This is a genomic window from Streptomyces sp. NPDC055506, from assembly GCF_053643595.1.
This window is the reverse complement of the sequence record NZ_JBSHKH010000125.1, coordinates 1-24751: the sequence shown is the minus strand read 5'-3', so window position 1 is coordinate 24751 and position 24751 is coordinate 1. Positions and strand designations below refer to the sequence as shown.

23 protein-coding genes and 1 tRNA gene are annotated in these 24751 nt (G+C 71.5%); 9 read left to right on the top strand and 15 right to left on the bottom strand.

The window, feature by feature from the left end:
* Positions 1–45 precede the first annotated feature (45 nt).
* The 6 genes from ACWIF2_RS32965 to ACWIF2_RS32940 all read right to left on the bottom strand — a co-directional run bounded on the left by ACWIF2_RS32965 (position 46) and on the right by ACWIF2_RS32940 (position 6288).
* Entirely contained in the window at positions 46–645 is a 600-nt protein-coding gene (locus tag ACWIF2_RS32965; protein ID WP_454364558.1) for a bifunctional DNA primase/polymerase, read from the bottom strand.
* Positions 646–754: 109 nt separating this feature from the next.
* A complete protein-coding gene (locus tag ACWIF2_RS32960; protein ID WP_454364557.1) occupies positions 755–1123 on the bottom strand; it encodes a hypothetical protein in 369 nt (122 codons plus the stop codon).
* Positions 1124–1309: 186 nt separating this feature from the next.
* Complete coding sequence (locus ACWIF2_RS32955; protein ID WP_454364556.1) at positions 1310–2644, bottom strand: AAA domain-containing protein; 1335 nt, start codon at positions 2642–2644, stop codon at positions 1310–1312.
* Positions 2641–4233 (bottom strand): hypothetical protein, encoded by a 1593-nt coding sequence (locus ACWIF2_RS32950; RefSeq protein WP_454364555.1) that lies wholly within the window; start codon positions 4231–4233, stop codon positions 2641–2643. The genes ACWIF2_RS32955 and ACWIF2_RS32950 overlap by 4 nt, the downstream gene beginning before the upstream one ends.
* On the bottom strand, positions 4224–5345 hold the full coding sequence (locus tag ACWIF2_RS32945) for a hypothetical protein (RefSeq protein WP_454364559.1): 1122 nt from the start codon (positions 5343–5345) through the stop codon (positions 4224–4226). The genes ACWIF2_RS32950 and ACWIF2_RS32945 overlap by 10 nt, the downstream gene beginning before the upstream one ends.
* Positions 5296–6288 (bottom strand): phosphatase PAP2 family protein, encoded by a 993-nt coding sequence (locus tag ACWIF2_RS32940; protein WP_454364554.1) that lies wholly within the window; start codon positions 6286–6288, stop codon positions 5296–5298. The genes ACWIF2_RS32945 and ACWIF2_RS32940 overlap by 50 nt, the downstream gene beginning before the upstream one ends.
* 189 nt (positions 6289–6477) lie before the next feature.
* On the opposite strand from ACWIF2_RS32940, the gene ACWIF2_RS32935 reads away from it, so the two are divergent.
* Positions 6478–7074, top strand: a complete 597-nt coding sequence (locus ACWIF2_RS32935) for a histidine phosphatase family protein (protein ID WP_454364553.1) — start codon at positions 6478–6480, stop codon at positions 7072–7074.
* Here the strand turns inward: ACWIF2_RS32935 and ACWIF2_RS32930 are convergent.
* Positions 7071–8522 (bottom strand): hypothetical protein, encoded by a 1452-nt coding sequence (locus tag ACWIF2_RS32930; protein ID WP_454364552.1) that lies wholly within the window; start codon positions 8520–8522, stop codon positions 7071–7073. The two genes, ACWIF2_RS32935 and ACWIF2_RS32930, sit on opposite strands and share 4 nt — an antisense overlap.
* Positions 8523–8770: 248 nt before the next feature.
* Between ACWIF2_RS32930 and ACWIF2_RS32925 the strand changes: the two genes are divergently transcribed.
* Together ACWIF2_RS32925 and ACWIF2_RS32920 are read left to right on the top strand one after the other, a co-directional pair.
* Positions 8771–9121 (top strand): hypothetical protein, encoded by a 351-nt coding sequence (locus ACWIF2_RS32925; RefSeq protein WP_454364551.1) that lies wholly within the window; start codon positions 8771–8773, stop codon positions 9119–9121.
* A gap of 97 nt (positions 9122–9218) precedes the next feature.
* Positions 9219–10088 carry a spermidine synthase gene (locus tag ACWIF2_RS32920; RefSeq protein WP_454364550.1) on the top strand — a complete coding sequence of 290 codons (870 nt, stop codon included), beginning with the start codon at positions 9219–9221 and terminating at the stop codon, positions 10086–10088.
* A gap of 42 nt (positions 10089–10130) precedes the next feature.
* On the opposite strand, the gene ACWIF2_RS32915 is transcribed toward ACWIF2_RS32920, so the two are convergent.
* A complete protein-coding gene (locus ACWIF2_RS32915; RefSeq protein ID WP_454364549.1) occupies positions 10131–10652 on the bottom strand; it encodes a hypothetical protein in 522 nt (173 codons plus the stop codon).
* 99 nt (positions 10653–10751) lie between these two features.
* On the opposite strand from ACWIF2_RS32915, the gene ACWIF2_RS32910 reads away from it, so the two are divergent.
* The 5 genes from ACWIF2_RS32910 (at position 10752) to ACWIF2_RS32890 (ending at position 16199) form a co-directional block, all read left to right on the top strand.
* The gene (locus ACWIF2_RS32910) at positions 10752–11456 is read left to right on the top strand and encodes a response regulator transcription factor (protein ID WP_382494342.1); all 705 of its coding nucleotides are present in this window, start codon (positions 10752–10754) and stop codon (positions 11454–11456) included.
* On the top strand, positions 11453–12853 hold the full coding sequence (locus ACWIF2_RS32905) for an ATP-binding protein (RefSeq protein WP_454364548.1): 1401 nt from the start codon (positions 11453–11455) through the stop codon (positions 12851–12853). The genes ACWIF2_RS32910 and ACWIF2_RS32905 overlap by 4 nt, the downstream gene beginning before the upstream one ends.
* A gap of 177 nt (positions 12854–13030) precedes the next feature.
* A complete protein-coding gene (locus ACWIF2_RS32900) occupies positions 13031–14344 on the top strand; it encodes an ABC transporter substrate-binding protein (protein WP_454364547.1) in 1314 nt (437 codons plus the stop codon).
* Positions 14341–15315: a carbohydrate ABC transporter permease gene (locus tag ACWIF2_RS32895; protein WP_454364546.1), complete on the top strand. Its 975-nt coding sequence runs from the start codon at positions 14341–14343 to the stop codon at positions 15313–15315. Before ACWIF2_RS32900 ends, ACWIF2_RS32895 begins: the two co-directional genes overlap by 4 nt.
* Positions 15312–16199: a carbohydrate ABC transporter permease gene (locus ACWIF2_RS32890; protein ID WP_454364545.1), complete on the top strand. Its 888-nt coding sequence runs from the start codon at positions 15312–15314 to the stop codon at positions 16197–16199. The genes ACWIF2_RS32895 and ACWIF2_RS32890 overlap by 4 nt, the downstream gene beginning before the upstream one ends.
* A gap of 66 nt (positions 16200–16265) precedes the next feature.
* Here ACWIF2_RS32890 and ACWIF2_RS32885 read toward each other — a convergent pair whose 3' ends face one another.
* The 4 genes from ACWIF2_RS32885 to ACWIF2_RS32870 all read right to left on the bottom strand — a co-directional run bounded on the left by ACWIF2_RS32885 (position 16266) and on the right by ACWIF2_RS32870 (position 21094).
* Positions 16266–17705, bottom strand: a complete 1440-nt coding sequence (locus tag ACWIF2_RS32885) for a GH1 family beta-glucosidase (protein ID WP_454364544.1) — start codon at positions 17703–17705, stop codon at positions 16266–16268.
* A gap of 114 nt (positions 17706–17819) precedes the next feature.
* Entirely contained in the window at positions 17820–18737 is a 918-nt protein-coding gene (locus tag ACWIF2_RS32880) for a carbohydrate ABC transporter permease (protein ID WP_454364543.1), read from the bottom strand.
* 12 nt (positions 18738–18749) lie between these two features.
* Entirely contained in the window at positions 18750–19763 is a 1014-nt protein-coding gene (locus tag ACWIF2_RS32875) for a carbohydrate ABC transporter permease (RefSeq protein ID WP_454364542.1), read from the bottom strand.
* 5 nt (positions 19764–19768) lie between these two features.
* Positions 19769–21094 carry an ABC transporter substrate-binding protein gene (locus ACWIF2_RS32870; protein ID WP_454364541.1) on the bottom strand — a complete coding sequence of 442 codons (1326 nt, stop codon included), beginning with the start codon at positions 21092–21094 and terminating at the stop codon, positions 19769–19771.
* 398 nt (positions 21095–21492) lie between these two features.
* Between ACWIF2_RS32870 and ACWIF2_RS32865 the strand changes: the two genes are divergently transcribed.
* Entirely contained in the window at positions 21493–22548 is a 1056-nt protein-coding gene (locus tag ACWIF2_RS32865) for a LacI family DNA-binding transcriptional regulator (protein WP_454364540.1), read from the top strand.
* 12 nt (positions 22549–22560) lie between these two features.
* On the opposite strand, the gene ACWIF2_RS32860 is transcribed toward ACWIF2_RS32865, so the two are convergent.
* The 3 genes from ACWIF2_RS32860 to orn form a co-directional block, all read right to left on the bottom strand.
* Entirely contained in the window at positions 22561–23751 is a 1191-nt protein-coding gene (locus ACWIF2_RS32860) for an MFS transporter (protein ID WP_454364539.1), read from the bottom strand.
* Between the two features lie 95 nt (positions 23752–23846).
* Positions 23847–23919: transfer RNA gene (locus tag ACWIF2_RS32855), tRNA-His, on the bottom strand.
* 116 nt (positions 23920–24035) lie between these two features.
* Positions 24036–24638 carry an oligoribonuclease gene (gene orn, locus ACWIF2_RS32850; RefSeq protein WP_454364538.1) on the bottom strand — a complete coding sequence of 201 codons (603 nt, stop codon included), beginning with the start codon at positions 24636–24638 and terminating at the stop codon, positions 24036–24038.
* Positions 24639–24751 lie beyond the last annotated feature (113 nt).

Sequence of the window (24751 nt, the reverse complement as noted above, 5' to 3'; positions counted from 1 at the left end):
ACCCCGGACCCGCTGATTAAGAGTCAGCTGCTCTAACCAACTGAGCTAGCGGCGCCTGCTGACGTCGTAGACCTTAGCACCCTGGTCGGCGGGAGGAAAAATCGAAATCCGCACCGCCGAACGGGCCGCCCGCACGGCCGCCCACAGCAGTACTTCGGGGCCCGGGAGCCAGGGCTGACGGGTGTCGGGGGCGACGAGCCAGCGGGAGCCGGAGCGGGTGGCGGAGGTGGCCCCCGCCGGTGCGGGGATGGTCACCGCGTCGCCCGTGCCGTGGCACAGCAGCGGCGGTACGGCGCCCGCGCGGCCGGTCTCCCCGCCGTCCCGGCCGTGTGTCCCCCACTCCTCCCACTCCAGCAGCGCCGGCAGCCGCTGTGCCGTGCCCGGGGCGGCGAACAGCAGCATGCGGCCGCGGAACTCCGCGACCGGGCCCGAGCCGGGGCCGTCGTCCCAGAGCCGGTCGAGCATCCGCCGCCCGAACATCGAGGGCGCGCTGACCACGTCGAAGACCGCCCCGCAGGGCAGCACGACCGGCGCGTCCGGCCGCTCCTCCCAGAGGGCGAGCGTGCTTCGCGGATACGTTCCTGCCGAAGCGAGCCAGGCGGCTCCGTCCGGGGTGACATGGGAGGCGTTCCATCCGCTGCTCATGACATCTACATGTACCGGCCGTGAGCGCGTGATTCCCGAGGGTTGCGGGAAACCGGGACAGGAGGGGGTGGGAGGGAGTATCTTGCCCGCCTGGCATATGCCACGTAGATCACACCGGGTCGACGGGCCCCCGGCCCTCGACACCGCCGCGCATCAGGTCCCGGCCGAACTCGACCATCTTCTTGGCGTAGTCCTCGGTCCACTCGGCCCGCTCGGCGATGTCCGCGGTCGTCAGCCGGTCGAACCGGCGGGGGTCGGCCAGCTGCGCCGCCGCGATCGCCTGGAACTCCAGGGCCCGGTCCGCCGCGGCCCGGAACGCCAGCGTCAGCTCCGTCGACCGGGCCAGCAGGGCCCGTGGATCGTCGATCGACTCGAGGTCGAAGAAGTGCTCAGGGTCGGAGGCCGCCTCCGCGGGCTCGAAAAGCAGGGGCGCGGGGCGTAGCCGCGGTTCGTTCCGACGCGGCGTGGGCTCCGCCATGTCTTCTCCTCCTCGTACGTCGCGCACGGCCCTCCCGGTGGAGCGGGCCACCGTCCATTGTCTCGCGGGCGCGCAAGTGGGCATCGCGGGAGTGGGTACGGCTGCCACACCACCCGGCGTTCGCCGGGGCCGCCGGAACCCACGATGTTCGGCCACATGCGCCCGCGGCGGCTCTGCCCGTACGGGTTACGGGCGCCACGTCACGCGGTGCTCTGCCAGATGCGCCAGCACGGCGTGGTTCGCCTCCCACCCATCAGGAAACTTCACCACCGTCCCCAGCTGCACCGGCTCCGTCGACGGATAGTCGTCCAGGAGGTCGCGCACTCCCGCCCGGCACACCACGATGCACGCGTGCCGGTGCCGGGAGGCCAGGACGCAGAGGCGGCCTGTCTCCAGGTGGAAGGCGGTGGCGTCGGGGCGGCCGGAGAGGGGGTGCAGGACCACCGTGACGTCGTACTCGCGGCCCTGCAGCCGGTTCGCCGTGTCCACGACCACGTCGGTGACGCCGAGGTCGGCCAGGGCGGCACGTACCGCCGCCGCCTGGTCCCGGTGCGCCGTGCCGACGGCGACGCGGTCGGCCGTGAGGGGCGCCGGGTCCGGTGAGCGCTCCGACGTCGCCGCGCCGCCCCGGTCCAGCAGGCGCCGTACGACCGTCGCCACCGCCCGTACCGCCTCCGGGTCCGTGCGCGGGGTGTGCCGCGCGGGCAGCTCCAGCAGGCCCCAGCCCGACAGGGCCGCCTCGTCGATCACCCGGTCCGGGCCCGAGCCGTCGGAGGGGACGGCGAAGGACAGGGCGCGGTCGCCCGGCCCGGTGCCGCTGCGGAACGGCGTGTACGGGTAGAACGCGTCCGAGACCAGGGGAGCCGCCGAGGCCGGCAGCCGCCAGGAGACCGGCAGACGGTGCTGGGGCAGCTCCGGGTTGTGCGCGAGCAGGGTCGTCACCGCCGAGGCCGACGGGTCGTAGGCGAGGCCCGCCCACTGCTCGCTGCCCACGATCGCGAACGGGTCCAGCTGCCCCGGGTCGCCCACGAACAGCGCCCGCTCGAACAGCCCGGCCACCGCGAGCAGCGCGTCCGAGCGCATCTGGTACGCCTCGTCGACGATCGCGTGCCGCCACGGTTCGTCGGCCTTGACGTGCGCCCACTTCGCCGCCGTGGAGAGCACCACGGCCAGCCCCGCGAGGTCACCCGCCTTAGCCGACTTGCGGACGTTCGGCAGATCGTCGAGCGCCTTGTCGTACGGGTCGGCGTCGCTGCTGTGCAGCCGGCCCACCGGCAGCTCGGGGTTCTTCTCGGCGAGCCTGAGGACGAGATCGTCGACCTGGGCGTTGGTCTGCGCGACGACCATCAAGGAGTGGCCGGCCTCGGCGAGTTCCAGGGCCGCGCGGACGACCAGCGTGGACTTGCCCGCACCGGGCGGGGAGTCGACGACCACACCGCGCGCGGTGCCGTGCAGCGTGTCGTGGAGGATCGCGTCGGTGGCCTGTGTCGCGGCGGCGGAGGGGTCGAAGACCGTAGTCACAGGACATCCTCCTCGGTCACCGGGTCGGCCGTCTCCAGGGTCAGCTCGCCGGGCGGACCGCCGTGCGTCCACGGCGTCTCCTCCGGGTCGGGCAGCTTCGCGCCGCCCCGCTGCTCGTGCTCGAAGAGCGTGAAGCAGATCCGGTCGCCCTTCTCCGGCACCGACCCCGGCTCGGGCTCCTTGCCGCGGCCCATCTTGTCGAGGACCCGCAGCACCACGTACGCGCCGTCCTCCTCGTCCCCGACGAACTCCGCCGACTGCGGCTTCCCGCCGAGCGACCGGTACACCTTCGTCCGCTCCCCGAGATGCGGCCGGTCGTCCGTACGGACCGTGACCAGGGGGCGGGGGCTCGGTCGCTTGCCCTCGCTGTACGCCATCACGACATCGGTGACCTCGCCCGCGAACGCCTCCCCGGACAGCCGTCGTCCGGCCATCACCAGGGGGTCGTCGAGGGCCTCCTGGGCCTCCAGCCGGGCCTGTTCGCGCTCGCGCGTGGCCAGCTTGTTGGCCGCGGTCACCGCGTCGTCGCGGCGCGGCTGCGGGGGTTCGCCCGCCAGGACCCGGTCGCGGTGGCCGGTGAAGGACCAGCGGTCGCGCGTCCACCGCTCCTCGGCATGCGCCCCGGCGGGCAGCTCCCGCAGCAGGTCCAGGCCCCGCCAGATGGCGTCCCAGGTGGGCCGGGTGCGGCTGAGCACCAGGTCGCGGATCTCCCGCTCGGCGGCGGTCAGCGAGCCGAGCCGGTCGTCGGCCTGCAGTCCGTCCTCGGCGACGGCGTGGGCGGTGCGGGCCCGGTCGTAGCGCTCGATGGCCGGGGCGAGCAGCTTGTTGTCGAACGCCGGGTCGGTGGCCGGACCTGCCGGGGGACATGTCAGCTGGCCCCGCTCGTCCCGCTCCAGCTCGGCCCGCAACGCCGCCTCGGCACCGGACAGGCCCTCCGGCGGGTCGATCCAGGCGAGCAGCGCCCCCAGGTGCTGGTCCTCCAGGGTGGACTGCCCGGTCGCCCAGTGCCGGCCCAGGACGTCGGTCATCGCCAGCAGCAGCGAGGAGCCGGGCACCCGGGCCCGCTCCCCGAAGTGCGTCAGCCACCGCCCGAGCAACGGCACCCGGGGCGGCGCCGGATACGGGGCGTCCGGATCCTGTTCCGCCGTACGCCGGAAGCGCGTGGAGCGGCCGAGCAGCCGCACCAGGTCGATGCCGGCTCGGCTCGGCACGATCAGCTGCGGGGCGTCCGCGCACAGGTCGACCTCGACCTTGACGCGCTTGCCGGTCTCCGGGTCGGTCTCGGTGCGCTCGGCGGCCTCCACCGCCTCGGCGTAGGCGTCGATGTACGGCAGCACCACGTCGGCCAGTTCGGCGAGGAAGGCGAACCTGAGGTCACGGTCGCGGGGCTGCGGGACGACCCGGAGGCGCGGCGCGTCCCGCTCGGTGCCGACCAGCGCGCCGAGCGGGGCGCCCGCCTCACCGGCGGTGATGAGCGGCACGAACACCAGCGGGCGGTCGCCGAGATGCCGGTGCCGGACGGTGGCGGCGGGCTGGGCGCGGCCGGTGCTGACGGCCTCGAGGCGGGCCAGGGTGGAGATCAGCGACACGCCGCCTCCAGTGCCTCCGCGCGCAGGGCCGCCGCCCGCCGCAGCGCCGCCACCGCCGGGTCGCCGGGATCCCCGGCCTCCCCGCGGGCCGCCGCGAGGACGTCCTCGACGGTCTCGAGGCCGCCCAGTTCCGCCCGCGCCGGGCGGCCGAGCGTCGTCACCGCGCCCGCCTCCCGGGACCGGCCCCGGCAGTGGAAGGCCAGCTCGCACGCGGACAGGCATTCGGGCGCGTACGTCGCCGGGACCGACTCCACGGCGGCCGTCAGCTCGTCGGCGGGCAGCTCGGGGGAGAAGCACGTGCCTTCGGGGAGATCGTCGGCAATGTCCTCGATACGGGTCAGCCGGGCCAGCTGGCGGGCCGTCACCGCCCGCTGCTTGCGGATGTCGACGGCCGAAGCGGCAGGCAGGTTCGAGAAGTCCCGGGGGCAGACGAGCAGGATCCGGTGCCGCACGCGCGGGGACGGATCCAGATGGGCGGCGACGTCCTCCAGCGCCAGCACGTACACCGCCGCCTGCCGGGCCGCGGCCCCGACCTTCGACGGGTCCGCCGAACCGTCCAGCATCGGGAAGGACTTGATCTCGACGACCGTCCAGCTGCCGTCCGGGTGCACCACGACCGCGTCCGGCTCCAGGAACGCCGGGGAGGCCGCGACGTCCAGCGCGAGCATCGGGTGGTCGAGCAGTGTCCACGCGCCCGGGTGCGCGGTGGCCTCGCGCAGCTCCAGCGCCGTACGCGCCGTACGCCCCTGGGGGCCGGTCGCGGTGAGGTCGGGCAAGCGCGCCTCGGCGGGCGGCTCGGCCCCCCGGTCCAGCTTCTCGTGCACCAGCCGCAGCAGCTCCGCGCCGCCGTCGGCCTTGACCCGTGCCTCGAACGCGTTGCCCCGGGTGAGCGCGAACTGGGACTGCCCGAAGGCCGCCGGCGCGCCCAGCGCGCTCGCCAGCTCCGCCTTGTTCACCCCGGCACCGTCGAGGATCGCGCGCCGCGCACAACCGGGGTTGGCGGCCAGCGCCGCCAGAGCGCGCGCGTCCAGTGCCTTCGCGGGTACGTCGGGCCCGCGCAGCTCAGCGAGCCGCTGCCGGAGCGCCGTCCCCCGCGTCCTGGGGGGAGGCACTCGGCTCGGCTCCCGCTCCGAACCGCGCATCGCGCTGCCGTGGAATTCGCTCACCCGCGGAAGTCTGGCATCCGGCACTGACATTCGAGGAACCCACGGCGGAAGTGGCGGCGGCAGAGGCCGAGGAAGCGGCTGCGGCAGCGGAGTCCGCCGCGACCGGCGCGAACCGCGGCACGAACCGTGCCCTGACCCGGTCCGCCGCGCGCATCACCAGCGGCGCCAGCAGCAGTCCGACGCCCATGACGGCCGCGCCCGCGACCGCGTCGAGGAAGTAGTGGTTGGCGGTGCCCATGACCACGATCGTGGTGATCAGCGGGTAGGCGACGGCGGCCGCCTTCGCCGTGCGCGTACCGCCGTAGCGCCACAGCATCACTCCGCACCACAGGGCCCAGCCCACGTGCAGGCTCGGCATGGCCGCGTACTGGTTGGTCATGCCCCCCAGGCCCCGCGGGGCGCTCGCCTCGCCGCCCCACCAGCCGTACGAGCTGTACTGGGCCATGGTGTCCACGAAGCCGTGGCTCGCGTCGAGCAGCCGGGGCGGGCAGGTCGGCAGCAGGGTGAAGCCGATCAGGCCGACGAACGTCGACGTCCACAGCCAGGTGCGGGCCGCGCGGTAGCGCACGGTCCGGGAGCGGAAGAGCCATATGAGGATCGCCGGCGTGACCAGGTAGTGCAGCGACGCGTACCAGAAGTCCGCCGGTATGCCTATCCACGCCTCGTTCGTGAAGAGGCGGTTGAGCGGGTGCTCGGCGTTGAGGAACAGCGCCTTCTCGACGCGCAGGATCGCCAGACCGTTGTCGACCGCCCCGGACACGTCGCCCCGCACGAGGAGCCGGCCCGCCGAGTAGCACGCGTACACCAGCAGGATGAGCGGCAGCTCCGTCCACCAGCGCAGCCGGGGCGCAGGGGCCGCCTCGGTGCCCGGTGTCTCGGTGTGCGGCATCCGATCGCCCTCCCCCTTCGTCGTCGCGGCTCCCCGCCGGCCGGTCGTGCCACTTTACGGTGCGTGTGCGCGCCCTGGGGGCGCCCTCCGCACCTCAAAGACGCAGAGATCGCCCCCCGGGTTGCCCGCGACCAGCGTGCGCGATGATGGAGGAGTTCCGCTCGCGTTTTTCTTCCGGAAAGGTCCTCCATGGCTCCGCGCATCCTGCTGGCCCGGCACGGACAGACCGAGTGGTCCCTGTCCGGCAAGCACACCGGCAGGACCGACGTACCCCTCTTGGAGGAGGGCAGGCGTGGCGCCAAGCTGCTCGGCGAGCGCCTGCACCGGGCCCCGTACGACGGCCTGCCCGGCGTCGAGGTGCGCACCAGCCCGCTGGCACGCGCGCGTGAGACATGTGAACTGGCCGGTTTCGGCGACCGCGCGGGTGCCTGGGACGCGTTGCTGGAGGTCGACTACGGGGCCTACGAGGGCATGACCCCGGCGGACATCCAGGCCGTCCGGCCCGGCTGGCTGATCTGGCGCGACGGCGTCCCCGGGGGCGAGACCCTCGCCGAGGTGACGGCCCGGGCGGACGAGGTGGTCTCCTGGGCGTGCTCCGAGGACCGTGACGTCCTGGTCTTCGCCCATGGGCACATCCTGCGCACCCTCGGGGCACGATGGCTGGGCCTGCCGATCGACTTCGCGGCACGAATACGGCTGAATCCGACGTCCTTGTCGGTACTGGGATGGGCGTACGGCGAGCCGGCGATCGAGAGCTGGAACGACATCGGGCACCTGGCGGGCTAGGTGATCCTCGGCGTCGACGCATGCCGCTCCAGGAACGCCGACACCCCCGAAGCCCTGCGATGCGGCAGCAGCACGCGCGCCGTGGCCGCCAGCATCGTCTGGATCCGGGACGACTGGACCTCCTCCAGCAGATCCAGCACCCGCATCCCCGCCACCGCCGCCTCGTCGGGCCGTCCGCCCCGCGCGAGGTCGTCCGCCAGCTCCGCCGTGTACAGCGCGATGTTCCGCGTGAAGTGCGGATCCTGAAGGTCCGCCGCCCGCCGGGCGTGCCGCGCCGCCCGGCGCCAGTCGCCGAGCGCGGACCAGCACTGCGCCTCCAGACCTTCCAGTTCGGCCTCTCCGTAGAAGCTCATCCACTCGGGGTCGGCCTCCGAGGTGCCGCGGTCGAAGAGGGTCTGCGCCCGGGCCAGTGCCTGCTCGCAGCCGACGCGGTCGGCGAGTCCCGCCCAGCCGCCCGCCTCGCGCAGCGCGAGCAGCGACATCAGCCGGGCCGAGGCCACGGGCCGGGCGACGCGCTGTGCGGCCTGGGCCGCCCGGACCGCCTCGCGCGGCCGGCCCGCGTCGCGCGCGAGGAACGCCGTATTGCAGAAGGCGTGCGCCTCCAGGCCGGGATCGCCGGTCATCCGGGCGGTCGCCAGTGCCTCCGCGTAGTGGGAGCGGGCGTCGTCGAAGCGTCCCGAGTCGTGGGCCAGCCAGCCCACGGAGATGGCCAGTTCACCGGCGCCGGAGTAGAGCCGGTCCGCCGTGGTCTGCCGGGTCGCGCCGGCGTCCAGCAGGGCGTAGGCGGCACGCAGCGGGGCGGCCGCGCGGCGGTAGAGGCCGTCGGCCCCGTGCCGGTCGTCGAGCAGCCGGATACGGCGGACCGCTTCTTCCAGGGCACCCGCGTCACTCGCCCCGGCGCGGCGCACGGGGCGCTGTGCCGCCGAGGCGTCGAGGGCGAGGCCGACGGGTCCCAGCGAGGCGGCGGCCACGGTGGCGCCCCCGCTGGTCATGAATGCGCGACGTAGCACGTCGCTCTCCTCGTAGGTGTCGTGCGGGTGGTGCGGGTCGTACGGGTTCTGCGTTTCATACGGCTCGCACGCCCCGCTGGTCTCACTCGTGGCGTTCGCCGGGTTCGAGGTGTACGTCAGGGGCGCGTCCTCGGTGTCGCGCGCCCGGCGTCCGCGTACTGACGAGCGGGGTGCGAACCCCAGGTCGGTGAGCGTGCGGCCTGGGAACATATGCAGGAACACCCGTTCGTACGCGTAGTTGGGGCAGCGGATCTCACCCGCCTCGACGCGGCCGATGTACCGCGCGTCACAGCTGACCTGCTCGCCGATCTCGAGGGCGGCCCGGCGGATCACCGCGGCGAACTCGGCCGGCGAGCGCTGTCCGCGCAACTGCCGGAAGGCGAGGTTCGGCCGTGGCGGCCGATCGGGTCGGGACGAAGTCACTGTTGACGACGCCATGGCCGGGTCCTCTCGTGCGAACCGTCGAACCATGCCGGAAATGGGGAGACTTATACGGGTTGCCCGTAAGGCCATGCCCTGTGTCCGGCGAGCAAGAACGTACCTGCTGTGCCGGAGTCGTCACGCTGGGTTTGGCTACAAACCGGATATCTCATACGTGATCTGCCATGAACTGCCATCCTTTGCGGCTGACTTCCGCCGTAGCCGTTGACGGGCGGCCGCGTTGAAGGATCCGGAAGGAGGCCGGGATGGAGATCAGCTGCGATGTCGTGACGGTGCCGGCCCGGCAGGGGCTGGAGGCCGTCGACATCCTCCGGCGCGGCACCGCGGAAGCGGTCGGACCCGTCCTGCACGACGACGGGGGCGGCACGCTGGGCTTCCTGGTGCCGCCGGGGACGGCCGAGGCGTGGGACATGCCGGGGAGCACCTGCACCGGGACCGACGGGCGCGGCGCGACCCTGGCCCCCGAGCCGCCGGTGGAAGGCTCGGACTGGCTGCTGCCGCCCGGGGAGGCGGACCTCGCGACGGACCCCGCGGTGCTGCGCGAGGCCCTGGGGGAGGCGGCCCGGATGATCAAGGCGGCGGACAGCTGCCGCTGAGGCGCGCGGGCGGACAGCCGCCGCTGAGGGGCCGGAGCCGGAGCCGCCGCCCGGGAGCGTATGCCCGGCCTGCCGACCGGACCCCGATAATGACCCCATGGGAAAGTCGAGGGGCGGCCGGCGCAGACAGGCCGACGCGGAGGCCGTCGTCGAGAGCGTCGACGGCGGGCTCGCCGAGCTGATCCCCGACCGCGAGCGGGCCCGCGCCTGGACCCTGGTGATCGACGGAGCCCCGCAGTCGCACGTCGACCTGGACGATCCCGCGTACCTGTCCTTCGAGTACCAGCGCAGGCTCGGGCACGTCGTCGACCTCGCCGCCCCGCCCGGCCGGCCCGTGCACGCCGTGCACCTCGGCGGCGGCGCGTTCACCCTCGCCCGCTATGTCGCCGCCACCCGGCCCCGCTCCACCCAGCAGGTCGTCGAACGGGACGCCGCCCTCGTGCAACTGGTCCGCCGCGAGCTGCCGTTGGATTCGAACGCCCGGATCCGGGTGCGGTCCGTCGACGCCCGCGAGGGCCTCGCCAAGGTGCCGGACGGCTGGGCCGATCTCGTCGTCACCGATGTGTTCAGCGGGGCCCGGACACCGGCCCATCTGACCTCGACCGAGTTCCTCGACGATGTGCGCAGGGCCCTCAAGCCCGGCGGTGTCTACGCCGCGAACCTCGCCGACGGGCCGCCGCTGGCCCACCTGCGCGGCCAGATCGCCACCGCCGCCGCCCGTTTCGAACAGCTCGCGCTGGTCGCCGACCCGACGGTGCTGCGCGGCAAGCGTTTCGGGAACGCCGTCCTGGTCGCCTCCGACCACCCGCTGCCCGTCGCCGAACTGACCCGCCGCGCCGCCTCCGACCCGCATCCCGGCCGGGTCGAACACGGCAGGACGCTCACCGACTTCACCGGCGGGGCCGTGCCCGTGACGGACCTCGCGGCGGTGGCGTCCCCCGCGCCGCCGGCGTCGGTGTTCAGATGACCCCGTACGGCGCGTGACCCCGTACGGCACTCCGTACTTCGCTCAGTAGTTCCCGATCTCCACGCGCGGCGGTCCGTCGTGCCAGGTGCAGAACACCGACACCCGGTCCGCGCCCGAGGAGAACTCCACGCGGATCCACGACTCCGTCTTCCACACCTGCATCGACCAGCCCGCCCCGGGGGTCGCCGAGACCAGGGAGGCGGAGGTCCGCCCGAGGTCGAAGACGACCCGCCCGCCGTCGGTGTCGTAGCTCTTGACCTCTCCGGGTGCGGAGGCGGAGGCGGGGGTCCTGGGGGAGGGGCTGGACGGCTCGGTGGGGGCCGGGCTCGGCTTCTTCGGAGCGGGCCGTGCGCTCGGAGTGCGCTGCGCGGGACTCGGCGCCCGCGTCGGTGCGGCCGACGGCTCCGGCTTCTGCCTGGTCGCGTCGGCGGCCTTGATGGGCAGGGCGCGCGGCGGGTCGTAGGCCGTGCCCGCCATCACCGTGTGGACACCCCACCACGACAGCGTGACCGCCGCGCCCGTGGCGAGCAGCCAGGCCAGTACGTGTACGAGTCCTCTGCGCATCGCTGGCCATACTGCCCCACGCGTCCCACGAGTTGTCCACAAGCGAGAGTTGTCCACAGGCCCGTACCCGGCTGTTCGAGATGGCGTACGGTGCGGCGCATGGCACGTGTACTCGTGGTCGAGGACGACCAGTTCGTACGCTCGGCGCTCATCCGGCACCTGACCGACGCCTCGCACACCGTGCGCAGCGTGGGTACGGCACTGGAGGCGCTGCGCGAGGTCGCCCATGTCCGCTTCGACGTGGTGATCCTGGACCTCGGACTGCCCGACCTCGACGGGTCCGAGGCCCTGAAGATGCTGCGCGGCATCACGGACGTGCCAGTGATCGTCGCCACGGCCCGGGACGACGAGACGGAGATCGTCCGGCTGCTGAACGCGGGAGCGGACGACTATCTGACCAAGCCCTTCTCGGTCGAACACCTGTCGGCCCGCATGGCGGCCGTGCTGCGCCGTGCCCGCTCCGGAGCCGGGGAGGGGGAGCCGTCCCCGGTGATCCGGGTCGGCGGTCTGACCGTCGACCCACTGCGGCGCCAGGCCGAGCTCGACGGCGCCCGGCTCGACCTCACCCGCCGCGAGTTCGACCTGCTCGCCTTCCTGGCCCGCAGGCCCGGCGTCGTCGTCCCCCGCAAGGAACTGCTCGCCGAGGTGTGGCAGCAGTCGTACGGCGACGACCAGACCATCGACGTCCATCTGTCCTGGCTGCGCAGGAAACTGGGCGAGACGGCCGCGAACCCGCGCTATCTGCACACTCTGAGGGGCGTTGGTGTGAAGCTCGAACCACCGGGGGCGGAGGTGCCGCGATGAGGTGGGCCCTGGTCAAGGTGTCGCTGGCGGTGACCACCATGGTCGTGCTCGCCTTCGCGGTGCCGCTCGGGCTCGTCATCCGCGAGATGGCCCGGGACCGCGCCTTCTCCAATGCCGAGCGGGAGGCCGCGGCCGTCGCCCCCGCCCTGTCCATCACCACCGACCGCGATCAGCTCGAACGGGTCGTCGCCTCCGCCGGCTCCGACGCCGGGATGGCCGTGCACCTGCCGGCGGGCGACGGCCAGGACGCCATCGAGCTCGGGCGGCAGCGCGCCGCCGACCAGGACATCGCGGCCGTGCGGAAACTGGGCCGCGCCTCCTCCACCGGTGTCGCCGGCGGCTCGACGCTGCTCCAGCCGGTCGCGCTGAGCACCGGTGAGATCGCGGTCGTGGAGGTGTACGTACCGGAGTCCGAGGTCACCAACGGCCTGGGCACGGCCTGGGCGGTGCTCGCCGCGGTCGGTGTCGCGCTGATCCTCGGCTCGGTCGCGGTCGCCGACCGGCTGGGCGTGCGGATGGTCCGGCCCGCGAAACGCCTGGTCGAGGGGGCGCATGAACTGGGAGAGGGCAAGCTGGGCGCCCGGGTGCCCGAGGAGGGCCCGACCGAACTGCGGCTCGCGGCGGTCGCCTTCAACTCCATGGCCGACCAGGTCGTCCAACTGCTGGCGAACGAACGGGAGCTGGCGGCCGACCTGTCCCACCGGCTGCGTACGCCCCTGACCGTGCTGCGGCTGAACACCGCCTCGCTCGGCGAGGGACCGGCGGCCGACCAGACCCGGACCGCGGTCGAGCAGCTGGAGCGCGAGGTCGACACCATCATCCGCACGGCCCGGGAGGCCAAACCACAGACGGCGGCGGCCGGTCCGGGCGCCGGGTGCGACGCGGCCGAGGTGGTCCGGGAGCGGATGGCGTTCTGGTCGGCGCTGGCGGAGGACGAGGGCCGCAAGTGGCGGGTGGCCGGGGCCGAGCGGCCGGTGCGCATACCCGTGGCCCGCGCCGACCTGGCCGCCGCGCTCGACGCGCTGCTCGGCAACGTCTTCCGGCACACCCCGGAGGGCACCGCCTTCGCGGTCGACCTGCACAACGGCGAGGACGCGGTGATCGTCCTCGTGTCCGACGCGGGCCCCGGCATACCCGACCCTGAGGCCGCGATGGCGCGGGGCCGCGGCTCCGGGAGCGACGGCTCGACCGGGCTCGGCCTGGACATCGTGCGCCGGCTCGCCGAGTCGACCGGCGGGGACGTACGGATCGGCTCCTCCGTGCTCGGCGGGACCGAGGTGCGGATCTGGATCCAGCCGGCCGGGAGGGCACCGGTCGGCAGGGGCCCGCGCGGTGTGGTGCGACGCCGGCGCCCCGGCAGGCTGGCCGCCGCCTACCAGCGCTCCCGCTCCGCCTGACCGAGCCGCTCTCACGGTCGGTCACGTTTCGACAAATGACGTCAACGCCTCTTGACGCATGACCGGACATACGGCTGTCATTGCGCCACCGTGTTCGGTCAAGTTGATTTCTGGTCGATTACGACCGGGTTTCACGCCACACCCCTCGTGGCCGAACCCTGCCCTCAGGAGCCGTTCATGCACGACCTCTCTCCCTCGGGACTCGCTCTCCCCGCTCCCAGCCGCCGCACCCTGCTGCGCGGCGTCGGCGGCGCCGCCCTGCTCGGCGCCGGCATACCCCTGCTGAGCGCCTGCGGCGGCAGCGGCACGGCCGCCGATCCGAAGACGGTCAGCCTCGGGTCGAACTCCTCGGACGCGGTGCCGAAGAAGGCGTTCGCCGAGATCTACGCCGCCTTCACGAAGAAGTCCGGCATCAAGGTCGACGTGAACACCAAGGACCACAACACGTTCCAGGAGCAGATCAACTCCTATCTGCAGGGCACGCCGGACGACGTGTTCACCTGGTTCGCGGGCTACCGGATGCAGTTCTTCGCGTCGAAGAAGCTCACCGCCCCGATCGACGACGTGTGGCAGAAGATCGGCGGGGACTTCCCCGAGGCGATGAAGAAGCTCAGCAAGGGCGAGGACGGTAAGTACTACTTCGTGCCGCTGTACACCTACCCGTGGGCGGTCTTCTACCGCAAGAGCGTCTTCGCCCAGCACGGCTACGAGGTCCCCACCACCTGGGACGACTTCGTCGCCCTGTGCAAGCGGATGAAGAAGGACGGGCTGGTCCCGATCGCCTTCGGCGACAAGGACGCCTGGCCCGCGATGGGCACCTTCGACCAGATCAACTTCCGCACCAACGGCTACGACTTCCATGTCGAGCTGATGGCGGGCAAGGCCTCCTGGACCGACGCCAAGGTGCGCAAGGTCTTCGACCACTGGACGGAGATCCTGCCCTACCACCAGGACGGCGCGGTGGGCCGCACCTGGCAGGACGCGGCGCAGACGCTGGTGGCGAAGAAGGCGGGCATGTATCTGCTGGGCACCTTCGTCGGCCAGCAGTTCACCGACAAGGCCGACCTGGACGACCTGGACTTCTTCGCCTTCCCGGAGATCGACCCGGCCTTCGGGCAGGACACCGTGGAGGCACCCACCGACGGCTTCATGCTCTCCAAGGCGCCGAAGAACAGGGCGGGCGCGGCCAAGCTGCTGGAGTACCTCGGCACGCCCGAGGCCGAACAGATCTACCTCAAGGCCGACTCCAGCGTGGTGGCCGCCTCCACCAAGGCCGACACCTCCTCCTACACCGCGCTGCAGAAGAAGTCCTTCGAGATGATCTCGGGCGCGAAGAGCCTGACGCAGTTCATGGACCGCGACTCCCGCCCGGACTTCACCTCCACGGTGATGCAGCCCGCGCTGCAGAACTTCGTCCGCAACCCCAAGAACGTCGACAGCATCCTCTCGTCGATCGAGCGCCAGAAGAAGACGATCTTCGCTTCCGCATGAGCACCGACACCACCACCGAGAACCCGGAGGCGGCCGCCGAGCCGTCTCCGGGGGCCGCTCCCCGCAAGAGCCCGACGGGCCACCGTCGCCTCCTCACCCGCCGCGACCGGATCACGCTCGGTCTGATGGCGGGCCTGCCGACGATCCTGCACATCGCCCTGGTGTGGCTGACGGCGCTCGCCTCCATCGCGCTGGCCTTCACCAGCTGGAACGGCATCGGCTTCGACTCCATCCAGTGGGTGGGCCTGCAGAACTTCCGGGAACTGTTCACCAGCAACCCGCAGTTCTGGCCTGCCGTCGAGCACAACCTCGTCTGGTTCGTGGTGCTCATCCTGCTGCCCACGCCCTTCGGGCTGTTCCTCGCCGTGCAGCTCGACAAGAGGATCCGCTTCAGCCGCGTCTACCAGACCGCGTTCTTCCTGCCGGTCGTGATGTCGCTCGCGGTCATCGGGTTCGTCTGGCAGCTGGTCTACAACCCCGACACGGGCCTGATCAACAGCGTCATCGGCGCCAACGAGCCCGGCCACTACATCGACTGGATCGGCGACCCCGACCTCAATCTGTGGGCCGTACTGATCGCCGCGTCCTGGCGGCACGCCGGCTACATGATGATCCTGTACCTGGCCGGCCTGAAGGGCGTCGACCCCGCCCTGCGCGAGGCCTCCGCCCTGGACGGCGCGGGCGAGTGGCAGACGTTCAAGAACGTCGTCTTCCCCACCCTCCGGCCCACCAACACCGTCGTCCTGGTGGTCACCATCATCGAGGCACTGCGCGCCTTCGACCTGGTCTTCGTCTTCAACAAGGGCGCCCAGGGCACCGAACTGCTGTCGATCCTCGTGACCAACAACATCATCGGCGAGTCCAGCCGCATCGGATACGGCTCCGCCATCGCCGTGGTCCTGCTGGTGATCTCGCTCGCGGTGATCATTCCGTATCTGATCGCCACCTTCCGGAAGGAGCGGCGCGCATGAGCACCGTCGCAGGCGCTCCGAAGCAGCGCACCCCGATCCGCCCCGCCCGGATCCTGCTGCACACCTTCCTCGTCGTCACGGCGCTCGCCTGGCTCGCGCCCCTGCTGTGGGCGCTGCTCGCGGCGATGCGGCCGTACGCGGAGACCAGCGAGAAGGGCTACGTCTCCTGGCCCGACAAGCTGACCCTCGACAACTTCACCAACGCGTATCAGCAGTCCGACATGACGCACTACTTCGTGAACACCCTGATCATCGCCGTCCCGGCGGTGCTGCTGACGCTGCTGCTGTCGTCGATGGTCGCCTTCTACGTCAGCCGCTTCGACTTCCGGGTCAATCTGTCGCTGCTGCTGCTCTTCACGGCGGGCAATCTGCTGCCCCAGCAGGTCATCATCACCCCGCTGTACCGGCTGTACCTGCTGATCGACCTGCCCGGCATCACGATGAGCGGCAAGCTGTACGACTCCGCGCTCGGCCTGGTGCTGATCCATGTGGCGTTCCAGTCCGGCTTCTGCGCGTTCGTGCTCAGCAACTACATGCGTTCGCTGCCGCACGAGCTGACCGAGGCCGCCCTGGTCGACGGCGCCTCCGTCTGGCGGCTGTACTGGCAGATCGTGCTGCCCCTGTGCAAGCCCGCGATGGCCGCCCTCGCGACCCTGCTCTCCATCTGGATCTACAACGACTTCTTCTGGGCCATCGTGCTCATCTCCACCGGCGAGAACATGCCGATCACCTCGGCGCTGAGCAACCTCTCCGGCCAGTACTTCACCGACCCCAACCTGGTAGCCGCCGGCGCCCTGCTCACCGCTATCCCGACCCTGATCGTCTACTTCGTCCTCCAGCGCCAGTTCGTCAGCGGCCTGACCCTGGGGGCCAACAAGGGCTGACCGGACAGCGGGGCGCGGCACCCCCCGCCGGGTGCCGCGCCCCTTCCCGCTTCCCCAGGGGGTGGCCTACGCGGCCGGCTCCAGTGGCGGCAGCGCCCCGGTGCGGGCCGCCTTCCCGTACCACAGCGCGCTGGACTTCGGCGTCCGCTGGAGCGTCGCGTAGTCCACGTACACCGCGCCGAAGCGCTTGCCGTAGCCGTACGCCCACTCGAAGTTGTCCAGCAGGGACCACAGGAAGTAGCCGCGGACGTCCGCGCCGTCGGTGATCGCGCGGCGGACCGCGGAGAGATGGCCGTGGAGGTAGGAGACCCGCTCCGGGTCGTGCACCCGGCCGTCCGAGTCGATCTTGTCGTCGTAGGCCGCGCCGTTCTCCGTGATGTACAGCGGCAGGCCCGGCGCCTCCCGGGTGTAGCGCATGATCAGCTCGTGCAGACCCGTCGGGTCGATCGTCCAGCCCATCTCCGTGCGGTCACCGGGCGTCTGGTGGAAGGCGACATCGCCCGCGGCCGGCCACGGCGAGTGGTCGCTCGACCCATGGCCGTCGGCACGCGGCCCCTCCGCCGCCGCGTCCGCCGCCGAGACCAGCGCGGGCGTGTAGTAGTTGAGGCCCAGCGCGTCCAGCGGCTGGTTGATCAGCGTCAGGTCGCCGTCCAGGACGTAGTCCCAGTCGGTGAGTTCCGCCGTCGCCGCGTACAGCGACTCCGGGTAGGCCCCGTGCAGGATCGGGCCGTGGAAGACCCCGTTGGCCAGGTCGTCGATCTTCTTGGCCGCCGCCAGGTCCGCGGGGCTCTGGGAGAGCGGCCGCACGGTAGCGGAGTTGAGGGCGATCGCGACCTGGTTGCGGGCCGGCATCACCGACCGCAGCGCCGACGAGGCCAGCCCGTGCGCCAGGTTCAGATGGTGCGCGGCACGCAGCGAGGCCGCCGGATCCGTACGGCCCGGCGCGTGCACCCCGGACGCGTAGCCCAGGAACGCGCTGCACCACGGCTCGTTGAGCGTCATCCACTGCTCGACGCGGTCACCCAGCGCCTCACCGACGATCTGCGCGTACTCCGCGAAGCGGTACGCCGTGTCGCGCTCGGGCCAGCCGCCCGCGTCCTCCAGGTCCTGCGGGAGATCCCAGTGGTAGAGCGTGACGGCCGGCTTGATGCCCTTGGACAGCAGCTCGTCGACCAGCCGGCGGTAGAAGTCCAGGCCCTTCTGGACGGCCGGGCCCCGGCCGGTCGGCTGCACCCGCGACCACGAGACGGAGAAGCGGTAGGCGCCCAGGCCCAGGTCCGCCATCATCGCCACGTCCTCGCGGTAGCGGTGGTAGTGGTCGACAGCGATGTCACCGTGGTCGCCGCCGACGGTCTTGCCCGGTGTATGGCTGAAGGTGTCCCAGATCGACGGCGTACGGCCGTCCTCCCGCACCGCACCCTCGATCTGGTACGCGGAGGTGGCCGCGCCCCAGACGAAGGCGGGAGGGAAGGTCACCGCGGTGGCCGAGTTCTCGGAGTCAGGCATGGAAGCGCTCCCATTGGGGGTCGTGGAGAGGCGACGGGTGGAGGGGAAAAAGGGAGTTCACGAGCGGGGGCCGGAGCTGCACCGGTCCGGCCCCCTGGAGAACGGGCGAGGGCGTCAGCCCTTCACGGCGCCCTGCATGATGCCGCCCACGATCTGCTTGCCGAAGATCGCGAAGACCAGCAGCAGCGGCAGCGTGCCCAGCAGCGCGCCCGCCATGATCAGGGACTGGTCGGGGGTGTACCCGCGGCCCAGGCCCGCGACCGCGACCTGCACGGTCGGGTTGCCCATCTGGGTCAGCACCAGGAACGGCCACATGAAGTCGTTCCAGGTCTGCACGAACGTCAGCATGCCGAGCACGGCCATCGCCGGCCGCGCCGCCGGGAACACCACGTGCCACACCACGCGCCAGCTGCTCGCCCCGTCGACCCGGGCGGCCTCTATGATCTCGTCCGGCAGCGCCTGGAGCAGGTACTGCCGCATGAAGAACACACCGAACGCGCTCACCAGCGACGGGAAGATCACCGCCTGCAACTGGTCCGTCCAGTCGAGCTTGGCGACCATCATGTACAGCGGGATCACGCTCAGCTGCGGCGGCACCATCATCGTGCCGATCACGATCAGCATCAGCGCGCCACGGCCCCGGAACCGCAGCTTGGCGAAGGCGAAACCGGCGATCGTCGACAGGAAGACGATCGTGGCCGCCGAAACACCCGCCACGATCGTGGTGTTGAGGAACGCCTCACCGAGATTGGCGTCCTTCCAGGCGATCTCCAGCTTGTCGAACAGTCCGGAACCGAACCAGAACGGTGGAGGCGTCTGCGCGAGCCGCTGGTTGTCACGCGAGGCGGCGATCGCCGTCCACACCAGCGGGAACAACGAGACGATCGTGAACACGATCAGGATCGCGTAGGCGATCGGACCGCCGTGCAGCTGCCCGCCGGCCCGGGCGGACTTCGGCAGGCGCGGGCGTTTGGACTCCTTCACGGGCGCACCGGGCGGCGGCGCGTCGGGGGGCGTCACAGTCGTCGTCACGGCCACCACTCCTTAACTACTGGCGCGCAGCCGGCGCGAGATGACGTAGTTGACGATGCCGATGACGATCAGGATCAGGAACATCGTCCAGGCGATCGCCGAGGCACGGCCCAGATGCTGGGCGACCCAGCCCTGCTCGTACAGGTACAGGCCGAGCGTCTGGAACTGGTGCTCGGCACCGCCGGACGTGCCCTTGTTGGCGTCGAACAGCAGCGGCTCGCCGAACACCTGGCTCGCCCCGATCGTCGAGACGACCACGGTGAACAGGATCGTCGGACGCAGCGCCGGCAGGGTCACATGGATGAACTGCTGCCAGCGGTTGGCCCCGTCCAGCGCCGCCGACTCGTACAGGTCGTGCGGGATGGCCTGCATCGCGGCCAGGTAGATCAGCGCGTTGTAGCCGGTCCAGCGCCAAATGATGATCGTCGAGACGGCGATCTGCGAGGGCCACTTGTCGTTCTGCCAGTCGAGCGGGTCGATGCCGGCGAAGTCCAGCGCCCAGTTGATCATGCCGTAGTCGCGGCCGAAGAGCAGCACGAACACCAGCGAGGCGGCGGCGATCGACGTCGCGTACGGCGCGAGCATCGCGACCCGGAAGAAGGTCGAGGCCCGCAGCTTGTAGTTGAGGATGTGGGCGATGCCCATCGCCATCAGCAGCTGCGGGACGGTGGAGATGATGCCGATGGTCAGGGTGTTCTTCGCCGCGTTCCAGAAGAACTCGTCGTCGAACAGCCGGGTGTAGTTGCGCAGCCCGACCCAGTTCATGTCGGTCGGCGCGGTCAGCTCCACCTGATGCAGCGAGGCCCAGCCCGTGTAGATCAGCGGGAACAGGCCGAACGCGACGAACAGCAGGAAAAACGGGGACACGAAGGCGTACGGGCTCCAGCGCAGGTCCCGCTGCCAGCGACGGGACAGCCGGTCCCGGCGCCGCCGCTCCTTCTCCGCCCCCGCGGCGTCGCCGGGCGGGCGGCCCGGGGCCGCGCCCCCCTCCACGGGGGGCGCGGCGGTGTCGTGACGGGTGGTCATCCGGGTCACTGGTCCAGCTTGTTGTCGATGGACTTGACCGCGGACTCCCAGGCCTCCTTGGCCGACTTGCCCTTCGTCACCAGGATCACGCCGTTGTCCGACAGGCCCTGCATGATGATCTGGTCCTTCGGGCCGATCACCTGGACCGGGGCGGCCTTGGCGGCCTCGGCGAAGATCGGGCCGATCTCCTGCTTACCCGTCATCTCGTTCGTGGCGCCCGTCACTTCGGGCATCGTGTAGGAGGACGGGGCGCTCGGGAAGCTGGCCTGCACCTTGAACAGCTTCGCCTGCTGCTCCGGCGCGGTCAGCCAGGCCACGAACTTCTGGGCCTCCTTCACGTTCTTGCCGCTCTTCGGCACGGTGAGGAAGGTGCCGCCCCAGTTGCCGCCCTTGGGCGCCTCGGCCACGGCCCACTTGCCGGCCGCGTCCGGCTTCGCGTTGCCCTTGATCGTGCCCAGCATCCACGGCGGGCAGGCGATCGTGGCGAACTTGTTGTTGGCGATCGTGGAGTTCCAGGACGGCTGGAACTGCGTCTGCGACTGCACCAGGCCCTTCTCGGCGGCCTCGGAGGTCAGGTCGAAGGCGGCCTTCACGGCGGGGTTGGTCTTGTAGATGACCTTGCCGGAGGCGTCGTAGAACTTCTCCTTCTCGCTGCCCAGGATCGCGTTGATCAGACCGCCGGGGGAGTCCATGAAGAAGGTGCCCTCGGGCGCCTTCGACTTGTAGCGCTCGCCGACGTCGACGAGCTTGGCCCAGTCACCGGCCCACAGCTTGCCGACCTCGGCCGGGTCGGTGGGCAGACCCGCCTGCTTGAAGAGGTCCGTGCGGTAGCAGATCGCCATCGGGCCGACGTCGGTGCCGAGGCCGATCGTCTTGCCGTCCTTGGTGGTGGCCTGCTGCCACTTCCAGTCGAGCCAGTTGCTCTCGCTGACGCCCGAGACCTTGGACAGGTCCTCGAGCTTGTCGGCCTGGGTGGCCGTGACCTCGGCGATGTTGGCGACTTCGACGGCCTGGACGTCCAGCAGACCACTGTTGGTGGTGAGGTGGTTCAGCAGCGCCGGGTAGTAGTTCTCGTTCCGCTCCACGACATTCTGCTCGATCTTGATCTTCGGGTTCAGCTTCTCGTACTCGTCGTAGAGGCCGGCCTCCTTGAAGCCCATGGTGCCGAAGAGCCCCACCGAGATCGTGGTCTTGCCGCTGCCGTCGCCGGACGAGGAGCCGGAACTGTCGTCGCCGCCGTCGTCGGCACAGCCGGCCAGCAGCCCGGCGCCCAGCGATGCGACGGCCGCGACGACCATCGCCTTGCGGGCGGTTCGGATGCGTGCTCGCATGTCGTCCTCCTGTTGCCCTGACGTGCCGACCCCCCGGCCAACTGCATTGTTGGACCCGTTTTTACTCGCTGCGGCTCGGGCGGGGAACGTGCGGGTTGTGTATGTGTCAGGTAGTGTGGGAGCGCTCCCACCAGTGATGTGTTGAAGGTTCGCGGGTCGGGGCGGGGGTGTCAAGGGACCGGACAGGGCGAGATGCGTTCAGTTATCGGGCCGTTAACTGGACCCGGGCCGGGGTCCATTGCGGCCGGGGCCGGCGGTATCGAGCCGGTCGGTCCGGCTCGTCCGGCGCAAGCGGAGGCCGGGGGCGGGAGGCCCTCGGTGGCGGTCACTACAGCTGACGAGCCTGTTAAATTCCAGGCCAGCCGCAGAGTGCGGGTGTGGACGGGAAGGCGGAGCCCATGGCAAGCCACGGAGCGCGGGGCCGAAGCGGTGGCCGGCCCACCCTCGAAGAGGTGGCGGCGCGCGCCGGTGTCGGCCGCGGCACCGTCTCCCGGGTGATCAACGGCTCACCCCGGGTCAGCGACGCGACCCGCGCGGCCGTCGAGGCGGCGGTCGCGGAGCTCGGCTACGTCCCGAACACCGCGGCGCGCGCCCTGGCGGCGAACCGCACGGACGCGATCGCGCTGGTCGTCCCCGAGCCGGAGACCCGGTTCTTCTCGGAGCCGTACTTCTCGGACATGCTGAAGGGCGTCGGGGCGGCGCTCTCCGACACGGAGATGCAGCTGCTGCTGATCTTCGCGGGCAGCGACCGTGAACGCCGCCGCCTCGCCCAGTACTTGGCGGCCCACCGGGTGGACGGCGTCCTGCTGGTCTCCGTGCACGCCGACGATCCGCTGCCCGACCTGCTGGCCCAGCTGGAGATACCCGCGGTGATCAGCGGCCCGCGCTCCTCGGCGGAGACCCTCCCGTCGGTCGACTCCGACAACTACGGCGGCGCCCGCCAGGCCGTCGAGCACCTGCTGTCCGGTGGCCGCCGACAGATAGCCCACATCACCGGACACCTCGACGTCTACGGCGCCCAGCGCCGTATCGACGGCTACCGCGCGGCCCTGAGCGACGCGGGCCACGAGGGGGACGAGGCGCTGATCGAGCCGGGCGACTTCACGGAGGAGGGCGGCCACCGCGCCATGGCGGCCCTGCTGGAGCGCCGCCCCACCCTGGACGCGGTGTTCGCCGCCTCCGACGTCACCGCGGCCGGTGCCCGCCAGGCCCTGCGCGAGGCGGGCCGCCGCATCCCCGAAGACGTGGCGCTCGTCGGCTACGACGACTCCGCCATCGCCCGCCACATGGACCCGCCCCTCACCAGCGTCCGCCAGCCCATCGAGGAGATGGGCCACCGCATGATCGACCTCCTCCTCACGGAGATCGCCGACCGCCGCCCCTCGGCCTCCCGGGGCCTGGAACGACGCCAGATGGTCCTGGCCACGGAGCTGGTGTCCCGGGCGTCGTCGTGACGGACGCGGGAGTCACGTCCTGGCCGGGGCCGGCCGCCTGAGCAGATAGGCGGCCGCCGTCGAGACCAGGACGGCCATGCACGCGATGAACACCAGGCCCGCGCCCTCCAGGCCGATGGGGCCCGTCAGCAGGCCCACGCCGATCACCGGGACCGAGATGCCCGCGTAGGCCACCACGAACAGGGCCGAGATCACCGCGGCACGCCGGTGTTCGGGCGAGGCCTCGGCCACCTCGGACAGCGCGCCGCGGAACGCCAGCCCCTGCCCGGTCCCGCCGATGAGCGCGCTCAGCACCACCAGCGCCATCAGATCCCACCGCAGCGCCCCCGCGAGCAGGGCGAGACCGGCGAGGAGCCCGGCGCAGCCCAGGGGGAGGGAGCGCCGTACACCGACCCGGCCGACCGCGAGTTGGCCGGCGGTCGAGGCGAAGAAGGCCAGCGCGACGATCAGCCCGCTCACGGCGTGGTCGGTGACGCCCAGGGACTCGGCGAGGAACTCGGGGCTGACCGACGTGAACACCCCGAACAGCGCGAACCCCACGAACGAGGCGGTCGCCGCCGGTCCGAACACCGCCCGCACCCGCTGCGGCAGAGCGGGCCGCTGCGGCCGTACGGTGCGCAGCGGCCGCCGCTCCCGCACGGTCTCCGCGAGCCGCAGCAGGACGGCGGCGGAGGCGGCCACCAGGGCGAGATGCGTGAGGAACGGCAGATACAGCGGCCAGGGCGCGTACTGCGCGAGCACCCCGGACAGCAGCGGACCGCAGCCCAGTCCGCCCATGTTGGCGGCGGTCGCCACGAACGTGGCCCGGGAGGCGCCGCCCTCGGGCGCCAGCTCCATCACGTACGCGGTGGCCGCTCCGGTGAACAGCCCGGCGGACAGTCCCGACAGCAGCCGCCCCGTGTACAGCCAGCCGAGCCCGCCGGCGCCCAGGAAACAGACGGCGCTGGCCGCGGCGAGGCCCAGGCCGCACAGCAGCACCGGGCGTCTGCCCACGGCGTCCGAGGCGTTGCCGACCAGCAGCAGCACACCGATGACCGCGAAGGCGTACAAGGCGTACACCACGGTCACCGTCAGCTCGGAAAACCCGAACTTGTCCTGATAGAGGGGGTAGAGGGGGGTCGGCAGCGTGGTGCCTGCCATGCATACGGCGAACACCGCACCGCTGAGCACACACGCGCGCCACCCTCGGCGTCCACCGTCCATGCCGCGACGGTAGCCCCGCCTGCCGCGTCGCCCCGATCAGGCGCGCAAAAAGCTTCAGCCGGTGGCTTCATCGAAGCCACCGGCTGATTACTCAGGGTGAGTGACGGGACTTGAACCCGCGGCATCCTGGACCACAACCAGGTGCTCTACCAGCTGAGCTACACCCACCATGACCGGCTTGGAGGTCAGTGACTTCCCTGACCGGCCGAGAAAAAGTGTACAGGGTCCGAAGGGGTGCTCGCGCCCGGCTTTCGCGGCGCCCCTCGACGGGCCCCCGGATGCCCTTACTGAGCAGGCAGGACGTGCTTCGCGGCGATCTTCTTCGCGGTGTCCGAGTCGGGCCCGGGCTGTGGGACGAACACGGCCTCGCGGTAGTAGCGCAGTTCCGCGATGGACTCGCGGATGTCGGCGAGCGCGCGGTGGTTGCCGTTCTTCTGCGGGCTGTTGAAGTACGTCCGCGGGTACCAGCGGCGGGCCAGCTCCTTGACCGACGAGACATCGACGATCCGGTAGTGGAGGTAGTCCTCCAGCGTCGGCATGTCGCGCAGCAGGAAGCCGCGGTCCGTGCCCACGGAGTTGCCGCACAGCGGGGCCTTGCCGGGTTCCTTCACGTGCTCGCGCACATACGCCAGGACCTGCTCCTCGGCGTCCGCGAGCGTCGTGCCCGCGGCGAGTTCGTCGAGCAGTCCGGACGCGGTGTGCATCTGACGCACCACCTCCGGCATCGTCTCCAGCGCCGCGTCCGGCGGGCGGATGACGATGTCCACTCCCTCGCCGAGCACGTTCAGCTCGGAGTCGGTCACGAGGGCGGCCACCTCGATGAGCGCGTCGTCCGACAGCGAGAGGCCGGTCATCTCGCAGTCGATCCACACCATGCGATCGTTCATGTGTCTAACCTTACGGCCCACTGCCCCGAGCTCGGCCCGGCCGTGCAGTGACCTTGTCGTCGAAGATCGGCCCGCTCCGGAAACGGCGCCGGGCCCGCGGGGAGGTCTTCCTC

What these genes read in the sequence shown, in the direction of transcription:
- ACWIF2_RS32965 (WP_454364558.1), bottom strand. Translation starts at nt 645, where the DNA reads ATGAGCAGCGGATGGAACGCCTCCCATGTCACCCCGGACGGAGCCGCC.
- ACWIF2_RS32960 (WP_454364557.1), bottom strand. Translation starts at nt 1,123, where the DNA reads ATGGCGGAGCCCACGCCGCGTCGGAACGAACCGCGGCTACGCCCCGCG.
- ACWIF2_RS32940 (WP_454364554.1), bottom strand. Translation starts at nt 6,288, where the DNA reads ATGCCGCACACCGAGACACCGGGCACCGAGGCGGCCCCTGCGCCCCGG.
- ACWIF2_RS32935 (WP_454364553.1), top strand. Translation starts at nt 6,478, where the DNA reads ATGGCTCCGCGCATCCTGCTGGCCCGGCACGGACAGACCGAGTGGTCC.
- ACWIF2_RS32930 (WP_454364552.1), bottom strand. Translation starts at nt 8,522, where the DNA reads ATGGCGTCGTCAACAGTGACTTCGTCCCGACCCGATCGGCCGCCACGG.
- ACWIF2_RS32925 (WP_454364551.1), top strand. Translation starts at nt 8,771, where the DNA reads ATGGAGATCAGCTGCGATGTCGTGACGGTGCCGGCCCGGCAGGGGCTG.
- ACWIF2_RS32920 (WP_454364550.1), top strand. Translation starts at nt 9,219, where the DNA reads ATGGGAAAGTCGAGGGGCGGCCGGCGCAGACAGGCCGACGCGGAGGCC.
- ACWIF2_RS32915 (WP_454364549.1), bottom strand. Translation starts at nt 10,652, where the DNA reads ATGCGCAGAGGACTCGTACACGTACTGGCCTGGCTGCTCGCCACGGGC.
- ACWIF2_RS32910 (WP_382494342.1), top strand. Translation starts at nt 10,752, where the DNA reads ATGGCACGTGTACTCGTGGTCGAGGACGACCAGTTCGTACGCTCGGCG.
- ACWIF2_RS32905 (WP_454364548.1), top strand. Translation starts at nt 11,453, where the DNA reads ATGAGGTGGGCCCTGGTCAAGGTGTCGCTGGCGGTGACCACCATGGTC.
- ACWIF2_RS32900 (WP_454364547.1), top strand. Translation starts at nt 13,031, where the DNA reads ATGCACGACCTCTCTCCCTCGGGACTCGCTCTCCCCGCTCCCAGCCGC.
- ACWIF2_RS32895 (WP_454364546.1), top strand. Translation starts at nt 14,341, where the DNA reads ATGAGCACCGACACCACCACCGAGAACCCGGAGGCGGCCGCCGAGCCG.
- ACWIF2_RS32890 (WP_454364545.1), top strand. Translation starts at nt 15,312, where the DNA reads ATGAGCACCGTCGCAGGCGCTCCGAAGCAGCGCACCCCGATCCGCCCC.
- ACWIF2_RS32885 (WP_454364544.1), bottom strand. Translation starts at nt 17,705, where the DNA reads ATGCCTGACTCCGAGAACTCGGCCACCGCGGTGACCTTCCCTCCCGCC.
- ACWIF2_RS32875 (WP_454364542.1), bottom strand. Translation starts at nt 19,763, where the DNA reads ATGACCACCCGTCACGACACCGCCGCGCCCCCCGTGGAGGGGGGCGCG.
- ACWIF2_RS32870 (WP_454364541.1), bottom strand. Translation starts at nt 21,094, where the DNA reads ATGCGAGCACGCATCCGAACCGCCCGCAAGGCGATGGTCGTCGCGGCC.
- ACWIF2_RS32865 (WP_454364540.1), top strand. Translation starts at nt 21,493, where the DNA reads ATGGCAAGCCACGGAGCGCGGGGCCGAAGCGGTGGCCGGCCCACCCTC.
- ACWIF2_RS32860 (WP_454364539.1), bottom strand. Translation starts at nt 23,751, where the DNA reads ATGGACGGTGGACGCCGAGGGTGGCGCGCGTGTGTGCTCAGCGGTGCG.
- orn (WP_454364538.1), bottom strand. Translation starts at nt 24,638, where the DNA reads ATGAACGATCGCATGGTGTGGATCGACTGCGAGATGACCGGCCTCTCG.